Here is a 26,611-nt window from a genome sequence, read left to right as displayed (position 1 = left end):
GTATCGACATTCATAGGGACTTCTGAAAATGCAGTGATGATCCAGATCTGGACTTCACTCATTGGCATATTACTGTTAAAATACTTGCAAAAAAAGGCCAAATATGACTGGAACCTGTCCAATCTGGTCGCATTCATCAGAATGAATATCTTCGTGAAAATAAACATCTGGCAATGGATAGATGATCCCTTTTTCAGGCCGCCTATAAAAGGAAAAAAGGGACAGCTAAAGATCTTCGCAGATTGAAAAATAGGGGTCAATATCGAAATGATGAAAAAAGCTATGCCTGTACCACAGAAATCCAATCCTAAAATTTATTTAGGACACATGTGACTTTGAGTCTTTTATTCTTACCTTTCACTGCATTTTCCAAAGGCTGAGTAAAATCTTGAGAAACCCAATTCTTGTTCTGAACTCTATTACACTCTTCAACAATTTCTTTTAACGTATGAGAAGTTTTAAAAAAATCTGTCGCTTCTATTACGGCATTTAAAGTAATAGTTGGGCCAGATCCAGGAGGAATAGCATCGACCTTTTTAGCTACTTTTTCGTTGCTTACTACTTCTGAAGGATATAAATCATAAATTGTATAATGATTTTTCCCTTTAAACTCTAGTTCTAAGCTAGGATTTTCACTGATAAATTTATTGATATAAAGTATTATATCTGATAAAACTTCGTCACTATAGCTTCCTTCATTCTGTTCATTTTCCATTGTCCCAATATAGTTGGAACTTTTTCCAATGCCTTTGGATAGCTGGCTAGCAGATAAATTGAAATGAATTCTTATACGTCTAACAGCATTAATACTGAAGAGTTGTATGGGAAAGATAAAAACTGATTTTGCCATTTTCCAAGTTGGTAAAGAAAAATATGTATCATGTTTATATGTAATAATTTGATTTTTTAAAACCACTTTACTATCTTTGTTTTATTAAAATATTAGATCAGTCATCTATAGTTTAGGTGTTTAAATCAAAGAGTCTTGTGCCTGTATTTTCTGACGCCACACCGCAAGACAGCAGATTAAACACCCATGTCTATACTTTTATGCTATATTTGCATAACAGATAGATGTGGGTACTGCTGTAAATCCGTGGTGTGTAAGGCGTCAGAAACTTTATTTCAGGTACGGTGTGCAGTCCCACATTTATCATTAGGCGACCTACCGACAAGACTCGTTACCAATAAACGAGTTATGAACAAAAAGCAAAGAGCAAAAAACATCATCACTGCCCCCGAGTAGCTCGGCTGGTTTGGCCAAATAAGATTTGGCTTCTCTTGCCATGGAGTGCGTAACGCCAATATTATACACCTTGTGACCCCTCATTCAAACGCGCTCTGGCTTCCAGAATGAATTAATTATTACAAATGTGAACTGAGTGACATCAGGCTCCCAATAAAAAGCTGATTTCGATCGGAGAGGGGATGCTATGTACTTTCGGTTACAGATGATTTACTGAAAAATGAAAAGGATTTTAGCGCTACAATTTGCTTTTGACTGGATGATTTATGATGTTCATAAGGTCGATTACAACCCTATAAAGGAGATTGAAGCATTCTGGAATCACTATGCGCTAGAGACTGTTTCTGCTAATATACTGCAACTATTGAGCACGTATCTTGATGGTGGCTCAGGAGAGAATAGGCTCCTGAAAGATGAGGAAATGCAGGAATTTGCAACTGCATTGTATCGCGTATTGATCGCCTACAATGTCGCCAATTATCGCCATATAGACCTGCGTAAAATGCAACTTTCAGCAGAAGCTGAAGAGCGCATCGGAAAAGAGCTAGAATTGAGCAAAAAGGTCGCGGAGTTTTTCAGTAGGTTATCAAAGTAACCACTAACAAAAAAATAATGAATATCCTGAAATTTTTAGCCTTATTAAAGGGCTATATAACCTATATATTTCAAGTACCTGTGAAGCACTACTTAAGCACAGATATAGTACTAATTACGCAAAATTTGCGTAAGAAAATTAGACAAGGAAAAACGTACTTTAAAGGTACCTCGATCCTGCTAAAAAAGCGCTGTACGATTAGCGCTCAGAAACTTCTAAAAAAAGCAGATTCTTCGGGCAGCCTTCGGGTTTTGTTCGAGGATCGTTCGACACTGCGTCGTATCAGCGTCGCCTCATCTTCGGGAATGCTTCGACTGTTGTTCGACTGCGCTTCGGGTAGGAGTCGAAGCGTACTCGAAGCCCTGCCGAAGCCGAGTCGAAGAGCTCCCGAACATGTCTCGACCATGTCCCGAAGAAGTCTCGAAGCTGAGCCGAAGGCCAGCCGAAGAGAGGAAAAGGTATCACCTTCTTCGGACTTTTGCCTGACCAACTTCGCCCCAACTTCTGCCTTTCATGCTATTGGTATTGAGTTTTCATCGGGATCTCATCGGGTTACACCGATCAAAACCCGATGCAGACTCGATGAAAATCCGATGAAATGTAAAAATTCGGCAGGAAATAATCTGGTAATGGTCGACTATAGCTTGGCACAAGAAACACACAAGCTTGACTATAGCGCGACCCTAGGTTCACCCTTGCTAAGCCCTTGTTATACACAAGGACAACTAAACGATTGCACAAGACCCACACAACAAAAGCAAGCTTTTCAGCAGGTGGGAAATGCTAGATTGACTTATGAAGTAGAATCTGAACGATCTGTTTTATGGTTCTTTAAGTCGATCTGCAAGGCTTTGGTGTTGCGAGCCAATACTTTGCTTGGATCAATAGGTTTAGTTGTTCAGCAGGCTTTAAAATGCTTTTTATTTGTTGAAGATTATAAGCGTGCGCATCGCATGGTTTTGTCATGCTTGTTTTTATGTTTAGTTTCTATGTTTAGTTTATCGGCTCAGACGCCCCGCAAGGACAGCGGGGCCGATGGGCTATCTGAGATACAAGCGCTTGGAATAGGAGATACCATTCCGCAAAGCTTGTGGAACCTCCAAATGCCTGTTTATAACGATAGCAAAGGACGTTCAACGATTTCTCTTAGCGATTATCAGGATAATAAACTGATTATCGTAGATTTTTGGGCTACGTGGTGTACCAATTGCATCGAAAGCTTTCCGAAATTGGATCAGCTGAAGGCAACTTTCAAAAGCGATTTTGATGTGCTACTGGTCAACTGCAAGAGAACGCGTGACGATCAGGCAAGAATTGATAGGGTGCTCAAAAAATACAAAGATAATTATCAGCTCAATGTTCAGTTTCCGTATATTATTGGAGATACCATATTCAATGCCTTATTTCCGCATCGCGGGATACCGCATGTCGTGTGGATCGGAAACGACCGTGTCGTGAAAGCAATTACCTATACAACCGAACTTCAGGAGGACAATGTACGTCAGATTTTGGACGGCAAGAAAGCGAATTTCTATATAAAGGACGATTTTAAGTATAAGGTCCAGGATAGTCTGTCTACGGATACACTCAAACTGTTCTCCTCTTACCTGAGTAAACGTAGGGAGGGGATTCGGGAAATGGGCGTGCAGATAAAAGAAAAGGGAGATGAAAAGGAATTTACATTCCTGAATTCATCAGTAACCATGCGCATTTATGAATATTTGAGTGAAACTGGTCATCGTATAGAACGCAACCTATGGGTATTTGATACGAATGTAGCAAATGAAATCCGTAGAACGCTCAAAACACCTCAGCGCTACACAGATGAATATTGCTATTTTTTGCGGTACCCAAAAGATCGTATCGACTTTGATCCGTACCGGAAAATGATCCATGACATTCAGGATAATTTTGGGGTTAGATGGAAAATCAGGAAAGAAGTGATCGATGTATGGCGTATCGACTCTACGCCTAAAGTGAGGAAATTAAAGACCAAAGGCCATATTCCACTTGAAGCAATTGACGCATCGAATAATAAAAAGTTCATTCAAAACGTTCCCCTGCGCAATAGTCTTCATGTACTCTCTTGGTTGTTGAATAAGCCTGTGCTGCTGGGCGATATTGATGATATAAATGTCGACTTCGATCTGCCAGCGGATCTATTGACGTATACGGATACACAACTCATTCAGTTGTTGGAGCGACTTGGAGCCAAGATAACCGTAGCACCGCAAGAAGTGGAGTATGTTTATTTTTCTGCAGATAAGGGGATATAAGTATGAGAAAAATCATATTAATGGTGTTATTCCTAATTATTTCGGGGATGGCAAACTTTGCTATTGGACAGCACGATTCGGCAAGAATGGTGGGGCGGGTTATCAATAGCGAAAATAAAAAACCGATTGAAGGTGCCTCAATTATCATATTAGGGGACAATAGCCAAGCAAAATCCGACAGTGACGGAGAGTTTGCACTAAAGGCAAATCATGGTGACAGCGTCTTGGTAAGCCATATCGGCTATCATAGTGAGACCGTGTTATACAAGTCTGGAACTTCAAGACTGACGATTATGTTAGTGCCTTTGGCTAATGTATTGGATGAGGTAATGGTGAGTTCGGGATATCAGCAGCTGCGACCCAATGAGATGACAGGAGCTTTTCAGGTATTGGATAAAAAGACACTCGACCAGCAGGTGGGAACCAATATCCTTGACCGGTTAAATAATGTGACACCTGGTTTCCGTAAGGGGACTTTCGAGTTTAAACCCAACCGCAATGAGAAGCTAAATATTTCAATTCGGGGCCTCAGTACAATAGAGGCTTCTAAGGATCCGTTGGTCGTGCTCGATGGTTTTATCTATGAGGGCGATATCGACAATATCGATCCGAATAGCATTGCATCAGTTACTGTGCTCAAGGATGCTGCCGCCACTTCGATATGGGGAGCGAGAGCGGGCAATGGTGTCATTGTAATGACCAGTATTAATGCCGCCAATAAATCGCAAAAGACAACTGTCAATATTTCTCATACCATCACGACCAAACGAATCACGGATTATAATAGGTTGTATCAGCCAGCAAATTTGGATTATATCCTGGCCGAACAGGAGCTTTTTAATGCGGGCTACTATGATGGAAAAATTGAGCAGAGCCCATACCTTGCTTTGACGCCTACAGCCGAAGTTTTCCTGGCCCGGCGCAGAGGATTGATTTCGGCGCAGGATTCGGCCGATAGGATTTCCAGGCTGTTGGTGATGGATGGTAAAAAGGCCTACAGCGATGCTTTTCTGAGAAACCCATTGTTGCAGCAGTCTTTTGCCAGCATTTCGGGCGCTTCTAATGTAATCAGATATAATTTTGGTGTCGGTAATACCGTGGATCTTTCCGAAAATAAGGCGAAGGACAATAAGATCAATCTTTACCTAAACAATTCATTTCATTGGAAAGACAAGTTTGAGTTAAATCTCAATGTGAATTTTCTCACCCAGAGGCAGCGTTCTGGCGCACCGGCATTTGACCTATTTAAATATGGCGGTAAATATGTGCCATTTTTTGAATTTATAAATGCGGCGGGGGACGCATTGCCATTTAATACGGCGTATCGGGGAAACTACCTCAATGAATTTTATGGTGATAAGTTGCTGGATTGGAACTATTACCCATTGCATGACTATGAGCAGGATCGCACGACAACACGAAAAAACGAATTGTATTCCATCGTACAGGCTAAATATAATATTATGCCTTACCTAACAGCCACCGTGTCTTACCAGTACCAGCTTCAGCGTAATACTATGGAACGGATCGCACAAGCAGATAGTTATTATACGCGCAATATGGTCAATATGTTTTCAAATATCGACCCGCAATCTGGTTTGGTAACATATCCGATTCCTATTGGAGGTATTTATGATCTAAACAATGCGGATATCAGTTCATATACCTGGAGAGGACAGCTCAATTTCAACCGGTCATTCGGCCCCCATCAGATCAATGGTATTTTAGGCGCAGAGATTAGAGAAGTATTGTCTAAGGGTGCATCGAATACTTCCTACGGTTATAGCGCCGATCCGATACGCACAAAAGTGGTGGATTATGCAAACTTTTATCCAACACTACCCGCGGGTGGATATGCTGCCATTCAGGGAAATTTGTCGCTCATGAAATCCCTGAATCGATTTGTAGCTAACTATGCCAATATGGCCTACCTATTCAAGCAAAAATATGGTCTGTCGGCAAGTGTTCGTAAAGATGGGGCGAATGTGTTCGGTGTAAATACCAATGATAAATTTAATCCGTTTTGGTCGGTAGGTGCTAGCTGGCAAATGGGGAAGGAGAAGTTTGTTGATTGGAAAGCGATAGATGTGCTGCAGCTGAGAGCAACCTATGGTTACAGTGGCAATATTGATCCTTCGCGGACACCTCTTCCCGTTGCTGAAACCACCAGCGGACGTTATACCAATTATCCTGCTTTTGTGATCAGTACCTTGAATGATCCATCTTTGCGATGGGAAAAGGTGCGAACGTTGAATCTGGGTCTGCAATTTGGATTGTTCAAAAGTAGAATCACGGGAAGCGTTGATTATTACGTGAAAAAGAGCACAGATCTCTACGGCAATTCATTAATAGATTATACAGTATTTGGTAAAGCCAACACGACAGTAAAGAATAACGCTTCAATTAAAAGTCAAGGTGCCGAGTTGAATTTGTCTGCCGAAGCCATCAGGATGCCGAGCTTTAGCTGGCGGCCTGCCGTGTTATTGAGCTTGAATAAGAATAAGGTACTGGAATACTACACTACCCAGTTTGGTCTCATCAATTTGGTGGGAAATGGCACGACTACTATGCCAATAGTCGGTAGGCCGCTCAATTCCATCGCCGCATTTAATTGGGGTGGCCTGGATCAAAATGGCGACCCACAAGGTTTCTTAGATGGTGAACTGTCCACTGATTATCAAAAGATAAGAAACTCAACCGTAGGGGAAATTAAAGATAACCAGACCATTGTATACGTAGGTTCTGCGGTTCCACAATTGTTTGGAAATTTGATCAATACATTTTCCTATCGCAATTTTGAATTATCATTTAACCTTTCCTTTAAAGCCGATTACTATTTCAGCAGACAGGCAACCACTAGCGGCAATTTTTATATGTACGGCAAAGCGTATGCGGATTATGAAAAGCGTTGGCAGGCAGCAGGGGATGAAAATTATACACAGGTACCTCGAGTAAAATATCCCATTGATGCGAATCGCGATGCTTTTTATCAGGGAAGTAAAGTCAATGTGCTGAAAGGCGATCATGCTCGTTTGGAATATGTCAATCTCTCGTGGCGGAATCTGTGGCAGTTGGGCAGTAAAAAGTTAAATACCCGCTTGTTTCTCAATGCCAGTAATTTGGGATTGATCTGGAAAAGTAATAAAGAAGATGTTGATCCTGATTTTTCTGGGCGGTTAACACCTAATCCTACTTATTCCCTAGGGCTTAATGTCAATTTTTAAATAAAAAAATCATGAATATAAATGATAACCTAATCAAGATGTTGGCCGTTTTGCCGCTCTTGTTTTCTTTAATGTCATGTAGTAAGTTTTTAGAAGAGAAATCAAACTTTTCGCTTCAAAGTCCAAATACACTTGAAAGCCTACAAGGAATTTTGGATAATTCGATTGATATGAACATGAATGTTCCTGTGTTTGGTGATATTCATTCGGATGACTATTTCTTTACTGAAAAGGAATTTAATGCGGTGGATGATCAGTCCCGAGGATTTTATACTTGGGTAGGTTTTCCCTACAATTATCCCGATGATTGGGCGTTGATGTACGTCCCTGTTTATCAGGTTAACGTGGTGCTGGATGCATTGCCAAAGATTGAAGGGGTAAAAAGTGAAAAAGATAGGATAAAAGGAGCTGCACTGTTTTTTCGGGCTTATCAGTATCTGCAGGGAATGTGGATATTTGCCAAGCCCTGGGATCCGCAAACCTCAGATACTGATTTGGGAATTGTGTTGCGGCTGACCTCGGACCAGTCGGTACCTTCGAAACGCAGTACGGTATCAGCCTGTTACCGCCAGGTCATCGGGGATTTGGTAACAGCGGCAGGATTACTTCCTGATCTCGCTGAATCGCCTATGCGCCCCTCAAAAATAGCCTGCTATGGGGCATTGAGCAGAACTTATCTCTCTATTGGAAAGTACGATAGCGCATTTTATTATGCGGATAAGGTCTTAAAAGTTAAGAAAGACTTAATAGACTATAACGACTTTTCTTCCTCAGACCTATTGAAGCCTTATCCTTTATCTCGTTTGAATAAAGAGACGGTTTTTTATGCCCAGTTGACAACGTCGTATCCGAACCTCCATCCGAGTTATGGTCTGGTGGATACGATGCTGTATGCAAGTTATGCGGATAATGATATTCGGAAAATGCTGTTTTTTAAAGTTAGAAATGGGTACCGTAGTTTTAAAGGTAATTATACATCAGCTTTTAACCTATTCGGAGGTATGGCTACTGATGAGATGCTCTTGATACGGGCAGAGACCAGTATCCGACTGGGAAACGTCGAAAGTGGTTTGGATGACCTGAATACCTTACTGATGAAGCGAATTAAAAAGGGGAATTTCATCCCATACGTTGGATTTAATAAAGAGGACGCCCTCAAGTTGATAAAAAAAGAGCGGCGTAAAGAGCTGCTCATGCGTGGATTGCGATGGATGGATATAAAGCGTTACAACAAATATGATGGCGATAATATTAAGTTGATGCGGTATATAAGTGGAACCGAGTATGAGTTGGCACCGAATTCAAATCGATATGCTTTACCCTTGCCGACAGATATTATTCTTCTGACTGGGATGGAACAGAATCCCTTATAACATTTAATCGAATGCCCCGGAAGTTATCCCGGGGCATTCTTGCAGTATAAACATAGTTAAAACTGCATTTCCAAGCCTATAACTTATTAATTGGAGATATAGGTTGGCTACTAGGATTACTTGCCGCCGTATTTTTTGACGGAATGAATTGCGAACCAACTGCATTCGCATTCAGTGTAATCCTGCTCGGATTTAAAGAACGAGAACCAGGGGTACCCGTAAGATCAGAAGCGTCAGCCTCCATGGCGCATGCTGCATTATTTCCAGACCCGCAGTCTTCATCATTTGGCGTTTCGGTCCAAAGTGATTGATTTTGCACATCTGACGAAGAACTGGTGCTTCCATGGAAGTAGATAGTCACAGGATCTAATTTTTTTCCTGCATAAGCCTCAGCACCTTTAAATGCTGAGAATCCGATAATCATGGCTCCTCCTAATATCATGTAGCCATAATTGTTTAAAAATTTGGTTAGCATGTAGCTACCCTCCTTTCTGTCTTGCAAACCAATAATTGTTGAATAAGGTTGTTGGTCTGCAAACTTTTGGTAAATAATTGTCGGTACGGTCCTGTGTACCGATCGTATTTGGATGCCAGCAAACTTTTTATATTGCTGCTGGCGGTATTGGGGTCCCAGTAGTCGTAAATGCTGTCCGGTGTGTACCACATATCTTTTGACTTTGTGTAGTGGATATTCCAGTAGCTGATGGCTCCCATTGCCATAAAGCCTATCAGGAATAATGCGATATTTGTTCGGCCTGTTAGTGCACGCTCGCCGTAGTTGATCGTCTTACGATGCAATCGCCATCCGGTTATCGAAAGACCTAGAATGACGAGATTGACAAAAAGATGCTTTATCCAAGAAATATTGCTCAAGAAGCTGGTACACATGCAGGGTTTCTTTTCATATACATTCAATACCCCCAGACCGATATAAATACTAAAAACGAGAATCAGTATCGTCGAAACTTTCCATCCCCAAGCGCGCAGCCTTGCTGATGGTATCGCCAGCAATACGCCAACACCAATTTCCATAAGCGGAAGTAGCCAATAGATGACCGGAGCCAGATAACTGATCAGAGGCTGCTGCTCAAGGGCGATCTTGAATGCACCGAGCTGCCAGAGTTTATCCATCCCCACATAGACCCAAAAAAGTATCATTGCTGCCCGGATGATCTTGTATATCATGTTGCTTTTTTTATTCCTTTCCATAACTTTTATTATTTAGATCATGGTATTTATTATTTCCTATCGCTGTTTTATTATTTTTCGCCGTTTCAAAAACAGGGCGCCGTACCTGCCCCTCCATATACGGTACAGCGGCCTGCCTGAGCGTCAGCTTCTACTTTCTCGTACGCTGTAAAACAAAGGTAGTATGGAAAATAGGCCGGCGCAGGTGTAGCGAAATGGTTAATTTGGAAAGTGCACCTGCCTCTATTGGATTTAAATAACGACTGGGATGTAATGAAGATGTAGTATGCGAAAAAAAGATCCGCAGAGGATTCTTGGTAAAACGGTCAGTTTTCGCATAATTAGGACTGTTTTTGATGGGTAGAATGAACACGTTTAGGAGGTGTAGCGGTGGCATACCCCCTGTTTTTTAAATTTTTATGTTTTATTTATTTAATTCAGGAAACTGTCTATTCAGTTCGTCAAGCATCGTATTCAATACCTTGCGGATACGGAGCGCTGTATGAAATTCGGCACTTTTGTCCATTCGGATCAGGCTATGTGCCGAAAGTAAGGTGCCTTCCCTCGTTTTGACAAGCCTGGAAAATACTTCGGCAACTTCTTTTTTCTCCGAAGACCACATAATATTCGCTTTGACAATTATATGCATCCAAAGTTTGAGCTCTTTGCCATTAAAATTGCTTTGAATAAATTGTTGGGGATAATCCTGCATTGTTGCTGATGGAGAGATTTTTTCATCCTCCATGTACCCGCGCATCAACTTGAGCAAGCTCCTACGGTTGCTATCATATGCAAAGTCCGGGATACAGGAGAAGTGTTTGGGGAAGCGTAACAAGGCATCCATAAAGGATGGGTCTGAATTGTAAAGTTCTTTCCAGCGATTGAAGAAGCCCATGTGGTTAAAATTGAAATTGACCATCAGAATCAAAAAGCGGTAATGCCAGTTTTTACTCTGGCGCTTGTCTTCAGCCAATTGGCAAAGTGATTCGATCATTTTGGTTAGGTAGTCCTGATGTCGGTATTGAATATAGGGAATCTTGCCATTTTCAAATAGGCTGTCCATACCCGAAAGGATCTCGGTGAGATAGGCTTTAGGTATGCTTTTCTGAGCCAACTTATCCAGAATATAGGGCATATGTTCGTATACATATTCATGCAGCCTCAGATAATAATGCTCTGGCAGCGGCGTACAGGGATCAATATCTTTTTTAAAGAGCTGTTCGATTCGCTCAAGTAATTCTTCTAAGGCAAATAGCGCTGCAGAACTCACAATTTTACGCACGTTACAGAAGCTATACAACAAAGAGTGTAGCCGCAACAATTGAGTATGGTAGATTTGGATAGCCTGACGTGCATTATTTACCTGAATAATCTCCCGATGGGCTTGTAGTGCCAATGCAAAATTAGTATTGCAGGCCTCGGTGATCTCACCCAAATGGTTTGGAATATCTTTGTTATCAAGATAAACCAAGGCTTCTATGAGCGTTGTCAGCTTCTGTAAACTTACGATCATCTATACCTCCTTTTGATATCCTTATGGTACCATGGCCAGCCAAATCTCCCGGGATGCATCTGAAGTATGAGTGAATCTCCTTCATTGGTCTGTTCATGTAGTTGGGGATTGACATTAATCGAAACTTTTTCTTCCTCACCTTCATAATTGAACGAAAACCATAGTTCGTATAGGTCACAGCAAGCAGGGCATTTCTGGATAACAATGGCGGGTATGCGTACAGCTTTTGCATTTGGGATATGCTGGCAATTAGCCATGATCAGCAGCATACGGATATACCAGGTACATGCAATGATCATGATGGGAAATTGGATCCCATAAAGTTTGAAAAGGTCTGTCTTTCTCCAGAAAAACAGATGTGCCATTGCGCAGATGATAAAGGCTGTCGGTATGCCCTTTTTTACAGCTGTCCAAAAGGGTTGTGAGCTGATCAGCAGCTGGTAGGGAAGGCGGTCAAATAGTGCTATGCTGCTGACCTGAATACAGACAAAAAAGATAACGAAAAGCTGCATGACGCGTTCTTGGCCACGCATTTCCAGAAATGGGATAAGAATGATCATTGCCCCGATGCTATAGACGCGCTCGCTATGTGACCGGGCCCAGAAAATCCCATATAAGGTAATCAGTACAGCAATTGCAATAAATACATAATTGCGGCTAAATAGCAGTCTAAATTTCTTTATCGTCCTCATGATTTATGGTTTAATAATCAGTGAAGTTTTACGCTATAAATTTACCCACTATAGCATGAAATTTCAGTGAATATCCCAACCATTTCAATGAAGGTCAATTTTTTACAATGAGGGCTAATTTCTTGACAGCGAAATAGGATTTTCTAGCAACAAAGAATTAAATTTTTCATCCAGCAGGGGAATTATTTGAACCGTAAAACGATGCAAAAGCATTGATTTAAGTTAGTTGGACATCGTTTAATAAATAATTGGCTAAATTTATATAACAAAAATAAGTATGTAAATTTTAATAGCGTTATTAAAATGTCGTCTGTACATGAAAAGTTTTAGCAAAAATAGATATCAGGATAATAGAACATTGACGGTGCAGTATCCCGATGGGATCTGGCAGTTGATTGCATCTTTCATTTTTGGAGGATTCTGTTGGTATCTGGGCTATCGGGGCGCCTTGGCGGAATGGCTTTTAGACTGGCCGGTAACCTATAGCTATCTATTTTTTGTATTGATGGTAGCGATTATTTTCTTTTATATACGATTGGTTATCGTAATATTAGACAAAAAGCAGAACTGGCTGGTTAACCCCGAAAAACGCGCCGGTATGCAATTATTTTTTTGCTGCATACTTCCGACGCTTTTATTGTTCTGGATCATTGGCCCCGATCCACAGGCGAAGGATGAATGGCTGCTGTTTCCTTTAATGGTCATATTTAGCGGTATTCTGGTCCTGAACATGTCCTATACAGTTTATTTCTACGTCGCTGTTTACCACAGGCAAAAAATATTGATTTTAGAACAGAAAGAAACTATCCTGCAGCAGGAATCAAGAACGATAGATCTCCAGGAGCAGATTGAGCTGCTTTCTCCGGGCATCGAAGAGCTGAAAGAGATCCTGGAAACAGCAGGGGAAGATAGAGATGTGGATGCAATGGATGAAATAGACTTAGCTCTGTTAAGATCCATGGATCTGGAACAGGAAGTATTCCTGCTCAATAATAAAATCTTGTCCCAAAAGATATCCTATAAGGATATCGGGATTTTTACTTATAAAAATGGTATAGTCAGCCTTTATTTAAGAACTGCGATGGACGAAAATCTGACTTGTGGCGAGCAGCGCAGCTTAAAGGAAGTTGTCAATAGCACGAAGGGATTTGTACAAAAGATAGACCGGGATAAGGCTATACCTTTGGATATGATCCAAGCTTGCCTGCAACTGAAACGGGGCCGATTGCGTATCCTGCTCAAAATCCCTTTTGAGGGAAGGTATAATTTTGAGGTATCCGATAAAATTGCAAAACATATCAGAGAATGGGTCATGATGCAGGTGCCAATAGAAAAGGAGCAATAAAATTGAATAGATGAACTTTAATAGATAGATTATGGAAAAAGTAAGGGACAATACCTGGAAATGCCGAGCTACTGGTAAAGTTGGATTTCCTTCTTTAATTGAGGCGCAATGGGCAATGCTTCACTTTAAGTTCAGATCCCGGATGAAAAACAAACTGGATGGTAAACGTATCAAACACAGGATGGGTAAAGATGCCTGCAAAAGGGCTTATTATTGTAAGTTCTGTAAAGGTTACCATATTACCACTTGGGAAAAAGGTCACTTTAATAATTACAAGACCAAAGCCGAATCCTGGGAGATACCGAAAGGATTAGGAAATTGGAATTATTCAATAGAATAATCCCGTGGTCTATTTTCTATTCTAATTTTTTTCCTCTATAATATTCATTCCAGCTATCCTTCGCATAACCTTTGCCCAGATATTTAAATGTAAAAGCAGTTGCATCTTTTATCTCCTGACCAAAATAATAGACTTTCCAGCTATCTTTGCTGTATCCATCACCGAGAAGAACAAAGCTTTGGTCGGATACATCTTTTAGTCGATTGCCTCTATAATAGACATTCCAACTGTCTTTGGCATATCCTTCATCCAGTATTTTAAAGCTGGGCGCAGAGACATCTTTAATCTTAACGCCACGATAATAGGCATTCCAACTATCTTTGGCATATCCCCAACCAAGTGATTGGAAAGAATGTGGCGATACATCTTTAATCTTAACGCCACGATAATAGGCATTCCAGTTGTCTATTGCATAAGCATTGCCGAGGTCTTTGAAAGATCGTGCATCGACACCTTCGACCATCTTATCCCTGTAGAAGATCCGGTTGCCTATGTTGACATAATCGTTTTCTCTGTCATGTCGAAACGTCGTCTGAGACGTAGATCTTTTATTGTGACGACCTTGTTGAGCAATACTTTTCTCCAATATACATAGCAATGCAAAGGAAATAACAAGCATATTTTTTAAGTGGATAAAGGCCATAATGTATCTGTTTTATAATATGATATTTATATTGAATCCCTCCTTTATGACCAAGATAATTCACCGAAGGTTTAATCATTTTATCATTTTATTTCTCGTTATCCTTATCCGTTTCAAATGCAACTATTTTGGAATCCAAATATTTTTTTGTATATTGCTGGTTATGAGTTTTAAAGAAAAATTAGAGAACTGGCGCACGTCAATCAATCGCGCCGGTAGTGGTGAGGAATTGTATATTTTGCTTTTGAACTATAAAAGGTTTATCAACAAAAATTGGGTGGACGATTTTGGCGATCCGGGCAACTGGAAATCGGAATTAAATCAGGTCATCAGCAAAGTAAGAAACAAGGTGGATGTAGCAGATATCAGAGCCTGCCAAGATTTATCGTCCTATCAGGACGATGCCCGGCAGACCGCACATTCACTCAATCATACGTTAAAATATCATCACTCATTGACAAAAGGGTAGGCTAGGCCTACCTTTTTTTGCCGATAACGATTACTGTAAAGGAATCAGGACATTCTGTTCCAAGCGTACAGGGACATGCTTCACCGAGGTAAAACCGTCTTCCTTGGAAATGATGTTGGAAAGATCCAATCCTCTTTTGGAGAACGTACTGATCAAAGCTGTTCTAAAGGTTGCCTTGGCTGAACCCCAGCCTTGTCCCAAAATGGTGTCATTGTTGAGCTGTATCAGTTCATCTGTTGAGTAATAACTGAATTTTTCCAGTAAGTGTTGGTAAAGATTTGTTGTAGTAGCCATACAATTTAAAAATTTAAAGGATTAAACCATAAACTGTATCCAGATCTTGTTGGGGAAAATAATCGTTCAGCGACGTTTATTTTGGTCGAAACCCGTATTAATTTACCACCGCGGTGCCTGCACTCGGTTGGTATTGCATCATGCAATTCTGAATACTCTACAAATATAGTAGATTATTTTTTATAATAAAAAATATTTTTGTTTTTAAGGGTAAATGGGCGTTAGCAACAGGAATACGGAGGTCAAAAGCGAGGCGCGTGGTTGGCTGTGATTTGGTTATGAAGCGGATAGCTGGGCGAAAAATTTATCATGTTACTGTAATCTCATCGAAAATACTTTTAAAAATAGAGATAAGACAATACTTTTGCGCCATGAATAGAATTGCGGAAATTAACGAATACATTGCTGCCGAACGCGAGGTATTATTGCAACACCCTTTATATCGTAAGATCAAAACGATCAAGAATCTACGTTCTTTTACAGAAGGGCATGTGTACGCTGTATGGGATTTTATGTCTTTACTAAAAGCTTTACAGATTAAATTGACCTGTACGACTTTACCTTGGTTTGCGAGTGAGCATCCATCAACACGCTATCTAATCAACGAAATTGTATTGGCTGAGGAGTCGGATGAATACATTGATGGCCGCCGTTTGAGCCATTTTGAGATGTATCTGGACGCCATGGATGCCATGGGTGCCGACCTTCATCTGGTCAACAAATTTATTGCTCAAGCCAAAAAATCGAGCAACATATTCGATGTCATTGCAACGACCACATTGGACAAGCGGATCAAAGACTTTTTGAATTTTACATTCGAAGTGATTGCTGAGGGCGAGGTGCATAAAATTGCTGCAGCATTTACATTTGGACGCGAAGATCTTATCCCGGGAATGTTTACCTCTATTTTGGAAGAAATTAAAACAAACTTTCCTACAGCCAATCTGGATAGCTTTATTTATTATTTTCAACGCCATATTGATCTTGACGGCGACGAGCATGGACCGTTGGCGATGCAGATGATCACAGATCTTGCGAAGGACGATGAGGTTAAATGGACGGAAATGAAAGAGATCAGTAAAGTTGCGCTACAAAAGAGAATCCAGTTGTGGAATGCAATAGAAGATTCCTTATACGGATAATCTATTATTATACCGTCGAGAAAGGCCTTTCAAATCATGATTTGAAAGGCCTTTTTTATGTGCTGTAAAAAAGGATATTGTAAGGACTTCTTGGCAGATATTGGTCTTTTTGTTTGAATTGATGAAAAAATGTCTTTTTTCCATAACATATTGGCGTTTGTGAAGAAATCCAAGTTCCAATAAGTGTCTAAGTTTGCAACGCAAAAAAATTACATAGCACACGTGAACTTTTTTCCTCCCTATTGGGCAAAAGGCATACTAACCATGGGATTGTTAGTATGCGCTATTTCGGACACCTTCGCCCTCGATTCTTTGCGTATGTCGCTGAAAGACATGATCGACAAAGCACTACAGAACAGTAAATACATCGAGCAGTCTTATTTGCAGCTCAAAGAAACTGAGGTGGCAGTACAGCAGCAACGCATGGAGTTGCTCCCTAAGATTTCCGCCAGAGCTTCTGCTAGTTATGCAAGTAATATGCCTGTATATGACCAGGGGCTTTTAAATAAACCTTCCCAGCATGATATCATTCATTACTTGTACGATAGCGGCCTGGATTTTTATCTGAACCTCTACAATGGGCATCGGGACCTAATGAAAATAGAGTCCAAAAAACTGGAAAATGAGCTGGCTAGAATCGATTGGAAGAATGCCGCAGCACAGACGAAATTGGAGGTTTGCAATCTTTTTTTGGATTTGGAACTGTCGTATAGTAACCGATCTTTAATCGAGCAGGATATTGCTGATCAACGGGTACAGCTCAAGGAGATTGAGCATCTGTATAAGGCGGGCGTGGTATTACACAGTGACGTCTTGCGTATTTCGTTGGAACTTTCGAAGCGGGAACTGTTGCTCGTGCAGATCGGTCATGATATTCAGGCTGCAAATCAGAAGCTGCAGCTAATTGGCGGTATTACAGCAGAGATTATCCCCTTGACCGAACCTTTTAAAGTGGAAAGCCCCAGCTATGAAGCGCTTGTTGCCGAAGCGCGAAGCCATGCTTTTTCCCTTCTAAAATCCGAACAGGAAGTTGTTTTGAAGAAATTGTCGGTCAAACAGGCGCGATCAAATTATCTTCCTGAGTTGGGTTTGACCAGCACATTTACCTTTGCCAATCCACAGGTCTTCTTGTATCCCTATAATCCCAGCTGGTATAATCTGAGTATCACAGGGCTCAAATTAAGCATACCGATCTCGGCTATCTATCTCAATAAAAACGTGGTGCGCGGAGCACAGATCGCATTGGATCGACAAGAGGTAAAACACCATCATGAAGAGGAGATTCTGGAAAATCAGCTGTTACAGGCCCTGTTGGATTATCAATTGGCTATTAAGCAGCAGGACGTCTGTCAAAACAATAAGGCGTTGGCGCAGGAAAATGCACGAATTATAAAAAACAGGTATTTTAAATCATCGGCTTTGATTACGGATCTATTGGATGCTGATATGCAATACCTAAAAACACTTTTTGATCTTGAAACCGCACATATTGCGATACAGAAACATTATTATTTTATCGAATTTTTGAAGGGTACTATCTAATGAAACCTAAATCACGAAGAACAGTTGTGGAGGCACAACTCACTCGAATCACCAACTGGTTGGCCGGAATTGTCTTGTTGGCCTTGTTGTTATGGGGCGCTCAAGCATTATGGATGCGACTGCGGTATACCTACACAAATGATGCACAGGTAACGCAGTATATCAATCCCATTGTTTCCCGGGTAGGAGGATATGTAGTTTCTGTGCATTATCACGATCATCAATTGGTTAAACGGGGTGATACCTTGTTGCTTATAGATAATAAGGAATATAAATATGAGGCTGATCAGGTAGCGGCATCCGTCAATAAGGAAGCTGCAGAGATCAATGTTCTTCATAGTCAAAAGGAAATTCTCCAGGCGGAACATGAATCTTTACGCACATCAATTGCTGCCGGGGAGGCTCGGGTAACCAAGCAACAGTTGGAATATGATCGATATAATTATTTGTTTCAGGAAAAGTCTGCAACGGCACAGCAACTGGAGGATGTAAAAGCGACGTTGGATGTGTATAAGAGTGAGCTGGCTTCGTTAAAGCATAAATTACAGGCTTCACAGGAGCGTGTGCATGATGTGGATATGAAAAAAGGTGTGGTTGATGCCGAACGTGTTCGTTTAACGGCAGCTGTCGGCCGCAAACGGCTTGATGTCGGCTATACCGTTATTCGCGCACCTTACGATGGACAGATTGGCAAACGCACGATTGAAAAAGGTCAAATGATAAGTGCTGGCGAAGTTTTGGGCTTTATCGTCAATAGAGAAACCCCAACCTGGGTAACCGCTAATTTTAAGGAAACACAACTCCGCTATTTGCATCTTGGCAATAGGGTTGAGGTGGTTGCTGATGCGTATCCGGATCAAAAATTTTATGGAAAAATTATTTCCATCTCCCCGGCTACTGGATCTGCATTCTCCCTTTTGCCGCCAGATAATGCAACGGGCAACTTTGTGAAGATTGTACAACGCGTACCTGTGCGCATTGAGCTGGATAAGCAAAAGGGAGCCCAACAGCTTCTTTCGGGAATGAATGTGAATGTATCGGTATCAAAAAAACAGAAATAGTGAAGGGAATTTTTAAAGAATGGGTGCCGGAGTGGTTGATCAAGCTTATCTTGTTTAGCAGTTTGATGCCCAGTATGGTCTTATTTTTCCTGCCGGGTGCAAATACAAATGTCACCGCTGGATTTTACGGTGCACAACCCAGTGATGTCCAGTTTCTGATCATTTTGTTTTATGCTGGTTTTGTTGGATTCTACGTTTTAGAACGGCGCTTTTTTTTATACTTTCCCATCAAGCAGTACTACATTATTTTTAATCTTCTACAGCTATTGAATTGCTTTTTGATGTACAGCATCACCGATATCAGCTGGGTATATGGCCTGCGCTTTTTCCAAGGGATGTTGTTTGCTTCTGCCGTAAACTTATCGATCTCCATGATATTCTCACGGTTGAAAAGCGATCGGGCTAAGGAAGTAAGTTATGCTGTCTTTTTTGGTATGTTACTCTGCAGCTCCCCATTTAATACTTTCGTCACGGCTGAATTTATCGATTCATTCAATTTTGATCAGCTCTATCTATACGCTGCCTTATCATTTGTACCGGGTTTATTGTTGATTATGCTGTCGATGCGCTCCATACGGCATATACGTCCTTACCCTTTGTTTTCATTAGACTGGGCAAGCTGCATTTTCTATAGTCTTGTGATCGTCAGTTTTGGCTATCTAATGGTGTATGGACAAGAAGTTTATTGGTTTAACGATCAGCATATGCTGATCATATTCGGGGTAGGTCTAACGTTGCTTATTCTTTTTATTGTTCGGCAAATGGTGCTCAGGCGTGTGTATGTTCATTTGGTGATTTTTAAAAACAGGAACTTTCTCTTGGGCTTATTGATTTTGTACATGATGTATATTGAGCGCTTCTCCTTGACCATCTCAAATCAATATCTCGTACAGGTTATTCAACTTGATCCTATTCATTTATCCTATATCCAGTGGTTTAATATTGCTGGTATTGTCGCTGGTGTTCTAGGTTCATTGTATTGGATGCTTGGGCAACGCCCCGTAAAATGGATCTGGATTTCGGGCTATTGTTGCTTGCTGCTGTTTCACCAATGGATGTTTTTCTCCTTTGAGGGGCAGGGTAATGATGCGCATTTTTGGATACCCTTAGTTTTACATGGACTCGGAGTAGGGCTTATTATGGTACCCACCATTTTATTTTGTATTACCAGTGTCAGCCCGCAATTGGGGGCTTCTGCGGCTGCGGTCTGTCTTGCTATCCGATACCTAGGCTACACGAGCAGTATCGGTTTACAGAATTTTTTCAAGTTGTTTGACTATGCCCAGCACCAGCAGGTTTTTAGGGACCAAACGGAAGTGGGCAATCCCTTATTTCGGGAGTACCTGCAGCAGGAATCTGTCAGCATTTTGCAGCATGGACTGCAGTATAAGGAACATACAGCCGCCTTAAAGCTCGTTGCTGAGCGGGTCAAGATCCAATCCTTTGTGCGATATGCCATGGATTATTATGAGATCATGTCCATGATCAGTATCAGCATACTTTTGCTGATACTGATTTCGCCTTCCTTGAAAAGCATGTATAAAAAGTTGAGAAAAAACAGAATTTCTCCTGCTTAGCTGACAGTGCTACATTTTTCCTTTACCACAATATGCTGGTTAAGGAGACTTAAAAAAAAATAGCATGCTATCAGGATAGGGAACGATGTGAGATATCAATGCTAAAAACACTTCCAACGCCTTTTGCCGAGCGGACGCTGATCTCGCCTTGATGGAGAAGCACGATTTTTCGGGTAAGCGATAAACCGATACCATTTCCCTCGCTATAATCTTTGTTGCTTCCACGATAAAATGGCGTGAATATATTGGGCAGATCGACCGGGTCAATGCCTATTCCGTCATCTTTAAATTCCAGCTGAACCCTATTTTCATCCGCCTTGATAGCGATTAGGCATTTTTGATTGGGTGAAAATTTACAGGCATTTTCAATGAGGTTGATAAAGGCGACCTGCAATAGATACTCATTTGCATTGATGGATAGAAGTTTTTCATCTTCAATCGCCGGATCGACAAAAATGTCGAGTTTATAATTTGGACTTGACTGGAGAACCTGCTGGCATGCATCAATTAGTATTTCGTCTATACGTAAGGTTTTAAACGCGATTTCAGCACTGTCGTAACTTGCTTTGGCAAAATCAAGTAGGCTATTAAATAACTTCTTCAGTTTCTGTGCATCATTTAGCCTATTGTCGATGACAGTTTTATACTCCACTATGCTACGGTCCTTATTGGCAGAAATCTCGAGTTCTGCAATCATGGCGGCCAAGGGTGTTCTTAGCTCATTCGAGATATTGGAGACAAAATGCTTTTGGGCATCAAAGGAGTTCTCGAGGCGGTCGAGCATCGCATTGAATGTGCTGGCCAATTCGGAAAGCTCGTCTTTATTTCCGCTACTCGTAAGCCTGGCATCCAAACTTGTTGCAGAAATGGTTTTTACACGTTGTGTCATTTCCAGGATAGGTTGAAAGACCTTTTTGGAAAAGAATATTCCTGCTGCATAGATCAGAAATATAGACAAAATGAAAACCAAAAAAATGGTAGATAATAGACTATTCAGTTTATTGTAGCCGTATTGATCATAGGCTGCGGCTGTGATGATGTAAGTTTTGTCTTTGTACGGAAAGGTTATGCCGATGACCTGCCATTTTTCCTGATAAAATCGTATCTCTTTATTTTTGAGAATATCCTGCAGCATGGCTGGTGTCTCTTTGACAAAGTCGATATCTACGGCATCATGATACAAGAGATCAAAACGGGTGTCGTAAATTGCAACCTCGACTTCGTTGAGGATTTTTCGGTTGTTGTGGTAGATATCTTCTAAGGTCTTTTTGTCGACTTTTGCATTCAAAAAAAGGTTTGCTTTGGTGTAAGCTTCTTTTTTCAATAGGGCGTAAAATTCTCTTTCCCGATTCTCCACCGCTGAAAAATATACTGTACAGGCAAATACCAGCAATATGGTGGCTGTAATCAGCGTGAATAATATGGAGATTCGTGTCCTGATCCGCATTAGTCCTGTTTTAGAATAAAGCCCATTCCGGATTTAGTATGGATATATCTGGTTGCAAAATCTTTGTCGATTTTTTTACGTAGATAGTTGATGTAAACATCAATGAAGTTGGTTCCGGTGTCGAAATGCGTTTCCCACACTTTTTCAGCAATTTCCATTCTGGAAAGGACACGCTCGGGATTTTGCAATAAATAATGGAGTAACTTGAACTCTTTGGGGGTCAAATGGATTTCGGTATTATTCCTTTTGACGCTTTTGGTATGGAGGTTCATTTCCAGGTCTCCATAACGCAAAATTGTTCCCGTGAGTGTATCTTGTTTTTGATATCTTTTGAGCAGGACTCTGATGCGGGCTAGGAGTTCGCGCATTTCAAAAGGTTTGACCAGATAGTCATCCGCTCCGGCGTCAAAACCCTCAATTTTATCGTCTGTAGTTCCTAATGCTGTTAACATGATAATGGGAACATCGGGTTTGATATGACGAATTTCTTTGCAGAGATCCAATCCATCCATCTTAGGGAGTACGATATCGGTTATGATAAGATCAAAGTCGTGTTGTAAGGCCATTTTCTTTCCAGATATGCCGTCGTAGGCAATAACTGTTTGAAATTCATTTTCATCAAGTCCGCGTTTGATCAATCCTGCGACACGTACGTCATCTTCGACTAGGAGAATCTTCATATAAAGAAAAACGTTAAAAACTTCGATGAATCGAAGTTTATCTATGATACCAAATCATGGGCTATCCATGCATTGTCCCTACAAATGTATCAAACTAAGCTAAATTTACACGGATATGCAAATAAAACTTTCTACACGGTCCTGCGATGACATCACTTACCTAATGTCTGTTATTGATCGTAGGACTACTTTTGGAATTTTAAAAATGAATGGAAAAAATATGTTGATTATTTTCAAATTGATAATCAACAATCCAGCCTTGATACCGGGCGATTTCGGTAATAATTGCCAACCCTAAACCACTGCCTTGGCTGTTTTTCGAGAGCTTGGAAAACCGTTTGAATAAAAGTATTTTATCTAAGGGCATTGAACCGGGGTTATATACCGTTAAAGAAGTTTGATTGAGATGTACAGCAATTGTATCGTTGGCATTGCTGTAACGTATGGCGTTCAGGAGTAGGTTGTTGATCAGGATTTCGGTCAGACTGCTGTTTCCTGTCAGCAGCACCGATGGTTGGATCTCTTGTTGCAGTCGTAGCTGTTTTAGCTCCAGATGTTCTTGCATGACTTCAATACTTTGTGTAACAAGCGAGTCCATACTGATTTTTTCGGAATGATCGAATTGACTGTTGTCAATCTTGGCGAGCAGCAGCAGGTTGCGGTTGATTCGCGTGCTACGTGAAAGCGCTTTATGCATATCTTCAAAGAGCTGGTATTGCTCATCGCTTAGATCCGGGTACTGCAATAAGATATCTAACTTATTTTTTAGGATTGCCAAAGGTGTTTGCAATTCATGAGAAGCATTTTCAGTGAATTCCTTTTGTGATCGGTATACGGCCAGGTTTTTTTCAAGAAGCTTGGATAAGGATTGATTAAGCTCATGGAACTCTATGGTGTCCGTTTGCTGGAAGTCAACCTGTTGTTGACTATTGAGATTAAATGCCTTCAATTTATCAACGGTATCTCGAAATGGTTTCCAGAGCCTAAGTGATATTTTTCTGGAGATAATAAGTAGACCAATGACCAAGATAACAAAGAAAAACAGCGTTGTTGCGGCGATGGCGGCGATGGTTTCTACAGATTCTTCAATATTTGTTTGTACGGTAAAACGATAAGGCGCACCATTGATCTGAATGACAGATGATAGGCATCTAAATCGGTCAATTGTCTTTGGTTCGACAAAACGCTGCGGTTTTTCGATGGTATACACGCTATCTTGCAATAAATCACCCGGCTTTACTTGATGTATATTCGTTTCAGGTTGTATGCTATTCCATAAAGCGATGCTGGCTTGGAGGCTGTCTTCGGACAGTTTTAAACTGTTCAGCTCGTAGGTTGTTTTCTTGACGATAATTTCGTTATGTTCGTCTAATTCACTTTTCCATATTCCGTCGATTACAAAATAATAAACAGGAATACTGACACCTAGTACAATCAATACATAGAGTAGAAATGGGGTCGTTATTTTGCTCAGTAGGGGTTTCATCTTACTATTTTAATTTTCCCATTTGTAGCCCGTACCGTATACCGTTTTGATATAGGGTTGACTTCCGGCGTCCTGTAATTTCTTTTTTAAATTTTTGACATGAGCATAGACAAAGTCATGGTTATCGAGCATATCAGCAATGTCGCCAGACAAGTGTTCCGCTAAGGTGCTTTTTGAAATCACTTTATTTTTGTTGCCGATAAAAAACATCAGCAGATCGAACTCTTTTTTTGTCAATACAACAGGAAGATCATTGACAATAACAGTTTTTGCAAGTAGATCAATCTGTATTTCATTTTGCACAACAATATTTGAGCTGTTGAATTGTTTCCGACGGATCAGGGAATAGATTCGTGCTGTGAGTTCCGATAAATGGAAAGGTTTGGTCAGATAATCGTCGGCCCCCAGTTGTAGTCCATGAATTTTGTCGTCCAATGCATTTTTTGCAGAAATGATGATCACACCGTCCTGCTTTCGCTGCGTCTTCAACTCTTCGAGTAGTTTTAGACCATTTCCATCTGGTAGACCGATGTCCAGTAAGATACAGTCGTACTGATATAACTGAATTTTGTCTAGAGCATCCTGTAAAGTTGGCGCAAATTCGCATAAATACTGTTGCTCGCTAAGGTATGTTGCGATGCTTTTGGCCAGCTCCAATTCGTCTTCTATGATCAAAATCTTCATGTGGTAAAGATAGAATTTCAATTTAGTAGAAATTTAGAATTTATTTCGCAATGATCTATCAATTTTGTTCATTTTTATTTCTTGTCCTACGACAAGTGTAATCGCTATTGAAACTTGTAATTTTAGTATAAATCAGTTATTTAGTATTTAAAAAAATCAAAACGAAATGGATAAACCGAAATCATTAAAATTAGAAATCATCATTCCTGCTTATCGCATGCACAGTCAAATTTTTCTGAATGCGTTGGATGGCGTTTCGGAAGAAGATGCATTAAAACGAATTGATGGACAGACCAACCATATCGTATGGATGGCAGGTAATTTTGTAAATGTGCGTTATGCAATGGCACATGTTCTTGGGCTTCAGGAAAATGATCCTTACCATGAGCTATTTTTTATGGGAAAGACACTCGATGAAAGCTATCACTATCCCAGTGTGCAGGAATTAAAAGAAAATTTTAAATCGATATCTCCGAAAGTCTATGCTGCTTTGCTGCAAGTGGACGATACGCAGCTGGCTGAACTATTTAAGATTAATATGAATATCCCTTTTATTGAGGAGGACAAGCTAAATTTCATAGGGATGTGTATCGGACGGGAAGATTATCTGGCCGGTCAGATTGCCTTGATGCGAAGGTTGCTGCACTATCCAGGCATGAAATACGATATTGACGAAAAAATCCAGTACTAAAAGAAAAAATCCAGTACTTAAAAAACTCAAGATCGGCCGCTGCTTAAAACGTCCGATCTTGAGTTTTTAAGTATGGACCCAGCCGCATGATCTGTCTGCGCTGAAAAGTCAATACGTTGTTTATACCTAGAAATAAGGTTTACTCGCTACCTTTTATCGTCAATATAACACCTGAATATTTCTCGTGGTCTTTACCGATATAGAGCAGATCGACTTTTTTTGTCGCAGCATCCTCGAGCTGTTTTTTCAATAGATTTAAATCTATTTTTTCCGTTTTTTCCTGCCATTCATCGGTCGATTGGGGCCTGAACGAAGCAATGTTCTTCATGTCAAAAAGTGCCGAATTTGTGTCGAGCTGCTTTGAACGATGTATAAAAATAGTGTCGCCCAGTATTTTATCTATTTTTATCCAACCTGCAGGAAGTCCATTTATACTGTTACCGTCCTGATCGGTAAAAAAAGTAGCGCCATAAAGTTGACCTGCCTTTAGTTGCTTCAAATTATCAACCATCTGACCGACTTCTTTTTCCCGTTGTTGATTGCCCAATTTATTCTTTACCCCATAAATGACTGCCCAGATAAGGATTGCCGCAGTGACAATTAGAAATCCTTTCCATAACTGAAAATAGGGGATGCTATACTGACTTTTGAACGCTTTGATCTCGGCTTTTAATTCATCTGAATAATTCCGCGCGTGAATCAATTTTCCTTGTTCGTCGTAAAGTCTGGAAAGTTTAACAAATCCACCGCCAAAAGGTAGGCCTATAAACCGACGGGCTGGCGTAATAATCTGTAAGGTGAAATTTCGTGGCGCGTTTTCTTTTTTTAAGGTTGCGGTTACCGTTTTTTCTGCTAATACAAAGTCGTAGATACTGAAAATAAAAAACATAGTCTGTCGTGATTTTTTAATGAAGAACTGAGGGAAGGATTCCGGATCAGTTCGACTTCATGAGAAATGAAGCATAAAAGCAAAATTAAAAGAAATAAATAAAAATCAATAAAAACACCCGGGCATTGCAAGAAAATTTCGATTTTTGAAGGGTACATTTTTGAAAAGCAATAAGATCAAATTGATTTAATACGCTGTGCCTTTCAGTAGGCTG

The 26,611-nt window shown here is 40.6% G+C and carries 24 protein-coding genes, 1 pseudogene and 1 riboswitch; of the genes and pseudogenes, 13 read left to right on the top strand and 12 right to left on the bottom strand.

Annotated elements, in window-relative coordinates; translation table 11 throughout:
• Positions 1-246: pseudogene (locus IQ31_RS20260) on the top strand (hypothetical protein); the annotation flags it as partial.
• Positions 247-307: 61 nt separating this feature from the next.
• On the opposite strand, the gene IQ31_RS20255 reads toward IQ31_RS20260, so the two are convergent.
• On the bottom strand, positions 308-850 hold the full coding sequence (locus IQ31_RS20255) for a hypothetical protein (RefSeq protein WP_145329655.1): 543 nt from the start codon (positions 848-850) through the stop codon (positions 308-310).
• Positions 851-1,466: 616 nt separating this feature from the next.
• On the opposite strand from IQ31_RS20255, the gene IQ31_RS20250 reads away from it, so the two are divergent.
• The 4 genes from IQ31_RS20250 to IQ31_RS20235 all read left to right on the top strand — a co-directional run bounded on the left by IQ31_RS20250 (position 1,467) and on the right by IQ31_RS20235 (position 8,714).
• Positions 1,467-1,841, top strand: a complete 375-nt coding sequence (locus IQ31_RS20250) for a hypothetical protein (RefSeq protein ID WP_145329652.1) — start codon at positions 1,467-1,469, stop codon at positions 1,839-1,841.
• 125 nt (positions 1,842-1,966) lie between these two features.
• Complete coding sequence (locus IQ31_RS20245) at positions 1,967-4,117, top strand: TlpA family protein disulfide reductase (RefSeq protein WP_158638929.1); 2,151 nt, start codon at positions 1,967-1,969, stop codon at positions 4,115-4,117.
• A 2-nt stretch (positions 4,118-4,119) separates the two neighbouring features.
• Positions 4,120-7,341, top strand: a complete 3,222-nt coding sequence (locus IQ31_RS20240; RefSeq protein ID WP_145329646.1) for a SusC/RagA family TonB-linked outer membrane protein — start codon at positions 4,120-4,122, stop codon at positions 7,339-7,341.
• Positions 7,342-7,352: 11 nt separating this feature from the next.
• Positions 7,353-8,714 (top strand): RagB/SusD family nutrient uptake outer membrane protein, encoded by a 1,362-nt coding sequence (locus tag IQ31_RS20235; RefSeq protein WP_070567074.1) that lies wholly within the window; start codon positions 7,353-7,355, stop codon positions 8,712-8,714.
• Positions 8,715-8,790: 76 nt separating this feature from the next.
• On the opposite strand, the gene IQ31_RS20230 is transcribed toward IQ31_RS20235, so the two are convergent.
• The 4 genes from IQ31_RS20230 to IQ31_RS20215 form a co-directional block, all read right to left on the bottom strand.
• A complete protein-coding gene (locus tag IQ31_RS20230; protein ID WP_139145023.1) occupies positions 8,791-9,156 on the bottom strand; it encodes a hypothetical protein in 366 nt (121 codons plus the stop codon).
• Positions 9,157-9,182: 26 nt separating this feature from the next.
• Complete coding sequence (locus IQ31_RS20225) at positions 9,183-9,899, bottom strand: MauE/DoxX family redox-associated membrane protein (RefSeq protein ID WP_158638927.1); 717 nt, start codon at positions 9,897-9,899, stop codon at positions 9,183-9,185.
• Positions 9,900-10,326: 427 nt separating this feature from the next.
• Positions 10,327-11,415 carry a hypothetical protein gene (locus tag IQ31_RS20220; protein WP_070567065.1) on the bottom strand — a complete coding sequence of 363 codons (1,089 nt, stop codon included), beginning with the start codon at positions 11,413-11,415 and terminating at the stop codon, positions 10,327-10,329.
• The gene (locus tag IQ31_RS20215; RefSeq protein ID WP_145329640.1) at positions 11,412-12,107 is read right to left on the bottom strand and encodes a hypothetical protein; all 696 of its coding nucleotides are present in this window, start codon (positions 12,105-12,107) and stop codon (positions 11,412-11,414) included. The genes IQ31_RS20220 and IQ31_RS20215 overlap by 4 nt, the downstream gene beginning before the upstream one ends.
• Positions 12,108-12,423: 316 nt before the next feature.
• Between IQ31_RS20215 and IQ31_RS20210 the strand changes: the two genes are divergently transcribed.
• Together IQ31_RS20210 and IQ31_RS20205 are read left to right on the top strand one after the other, a co-directional pair.
• Complete coding sequence (locus IQ31_RS20210) at positions 12,424-13,452, top strand: hypothetical protein (protein WP_070567060.1); 1,029 nt, start codon at positions 12,424-12,426, stop codon at positions 13,450-13,452.
• A 31-nt stretch (positions 13,453-13,483) separates the two neighbouring features.
• On the top strand, positions 13,484-13,792 hold the full coding sequence (locus IQ31_RS20205) for a hypothetical protein (protein ID WP_070567057.1): 309 nt from the start codon (positions 13,484-13,486) through the stop codon (positions 13,790-13,792).
• Positions 13,793-13,808: 16 nt separating this feature from the next.
• On the opposite strand, the gene IQ31_RS20200 is transcribed toward IQ31_RS20205, so the two are convergent.
• Complete coding sequence (locus IQ31_RS20200) at positions 13,809-14,435, bottom strand: DKNYY domain-containing protein (RefSeq protein WP_115049991.1); 627 nt, start codon at positions 14,433-14,435, stop codon at positions 13,809-13,811.
• Between the two features lie 163 nt (positions 14,436-14,598).
• Between IQ31_RS20200 and IQ31_RS20195 the strand changes: the two genes are divergently transcribed.
• Complete coding sequence (locus IQ31_RS20195; RefSeq protein WP_075993880.1) at positions 14,599-14,904, top strand: hypothetical protein; 306 nt, start codon at positions 14,599-14,601, stop codon at positions 14,902-14,904.
• A gap of 30 nt (positions 14,905-14,934) precedes the next feature.
• Here IQ31_RS20195 and IQ31_RS20190 read toward each other — a convergent pair whose 3' ends face one another.
• Positions 14,935-15,198, bottom strand: a complete 264-nt coding sequence (locus IQ31_RS20190; protein WP_070567048.1) for a 5-oxoprolinase — start codon at positions 15,196-15,198, stop codon at positions 14,935-14,937.
• Positions 15,199-15,265: 67 nt separating this feature from the next.
• Positions 15,266-15,359, bottom strand: a riboswitch (SAM-I-IV-variant riboswitch).
• Between the two features lie 210 nt (positions 15,360-15,569).
• Here IQ31_RS20190 and IQ31_RS20185 point away from each other — a divergent pair.
• The 4 genes from IQ31_RS20185 to IQ31_RS20170 all read left to right on the top strand — a co-directional run bounded on the left by IQ31_RS20185 (position 15,570) and on the right by IQ31_RS20170 (position 20,520).
• On the top strand, positions 15,570-16,340 hold the full coding sequence (locus IQ31_RS20185; RefSeq protein ID WP_070567045.1) for a DUF3050 domain-containing protein: 771 nt from the start codon (positions 15,570-15,572) through the stop codon (positions 16,338-16,340).
• 264 nt (positions 16,341-16,604) lie between these two features.
• Complete coding sequence (locus tag IQ31_RS20180; RefSeq protein ID WP_070567041.1) at positions 16,605-17,882, top strand: TolC family protein; 1,278 nt, start codon at positions 16,605-16,607, stop codon at positions 17,880-17,882.
• On the top strand, positions 17,882-18,943 hold the full coding sequence (locus IQ31_RS20175) for an HlyD family secretion protein (RefSeq protein ID WP_070567039.1): 1,062 nt from the start codon (positions 17,882-17,884) through the stop codon (positions 18,941-18,943). The genes IQ31_RS20180 and IQ31_RS20175 overlap by 1 nt, the downstream gene beginning before the upstream one ends.
• Positions 18,943-20,520 carry an efflux MFS transporter permease gene (locus IQ31_RS20170; RefSeq protein ID WP_145329637.1) on the top strand — a complete coding sequence of 526 codons (1,578 nt, stop codon included), beginning with the start codon at positions 18,943-18,945 and terminating at the stop codon, positions 20,518-20,520. Before IQ31_RS20175 ends, IQ31_RS20170 begins: the two co-directional genes overlap by 1 nt.
• A 70-nt stretch (positions 20,521-20,590) precedes the next feature.
• Here IQ31_RS20170 and IQ31_RS20165 read toward each other — a convergent pair whose 3' ends face one another.
• From IQ31_RS20165 to IQ31_RS20150, 4 genes are all read right to left on the bottom strand, one after another.
• Positions 20,591-21,967 (bottom strand): HAMP domain-containing sensor histidine kinase, encoded by a 1,377-nt coding sequence (locus IQ31_RS20165; protein ID WP_145329634.1) that lies wholly within the window; start codon positions 21,965-21,967, stop codon positions 20,591-20,593.
• A complete protein-coding gene (locus IQ31_RS20160; RefSeq protein ID WP_145329631.1) occupies positions 21,967-22,647 on the bottom strand; it encodes a response regulator transcription factor in 681 nt (226 codons plus the stop codon). The genes IQ31_RS20165 and IQ31_RS20160 overlap by 1 nt, the downstream gene beginning before the upstream one ends.
• A gap of 199 nt (positions 22,648-22,846) precedes the next feature.
• Positions 22,847-24,133, bottom strand: a complete 1,287-nt coding sequence (locus IQ31_RS20155; RefSeq protein WP_145329628.1) for a sensor histidine kinase — start codon at positions 24,131-24,133, stop codon at positions 22,847-22,849.
• A gap of 9 nt (positions 24,134-24,142) precedes the next feature.
• Positions 24,143-24,817, bottom strand: coding sequence for a response regulator transcription factor (locus IQ31_RS20150; RefSeq protein WP_145329625.1), 675 nt, complete (start codon positions 24,815-24,817; stop codon positions 24,143-24,145).
• Between the two features lie 166 nt (positions 24,818-24,983).
• Between IQ31_RS20150 and IQ31_RS20145 the strand changes: the two genes are divergently transcribed.
• Positions 24,984-25,508: a DinB family protein gene (locus tag IQ31_RS20145; RefSeq protein WP_145329622.1), complete on the top strand. Its 525-nt coding sequence runs from the start codon at positions 24,984-24,986 to the stop codon at positions 25,506-25,508.
• 139 nt (positions 25,509-25,647) lie between these two features.
• Here the strand turns inward: IQ31_RS20145 and IQ31_RS20140 are convergent, their stop codons facing one another.
• Entirely contained in the window at positions 25,648-26,397 is a 750-nt protein-coding gene (locus IQ31_RS20140; protein ID WP_112375810.1) for a hypothetical protein, read from the bottom strand.
• Positions 26,398-26,611: the final 214 nt, after the last annotated feature.

The organism is Sphingobacterium siyangense (genome assembly GCF_007830445.1).
Lineage (GTDB): Bacteria > Bacteroidota > Bacteroidia > Sphingobacteriales > Sphingobacteriaceae > Sphingobacterium > Sphingobacterium siyangense.
This window is presented reverse-complemented; position numbering and strand designations above follow the sequence as displayed.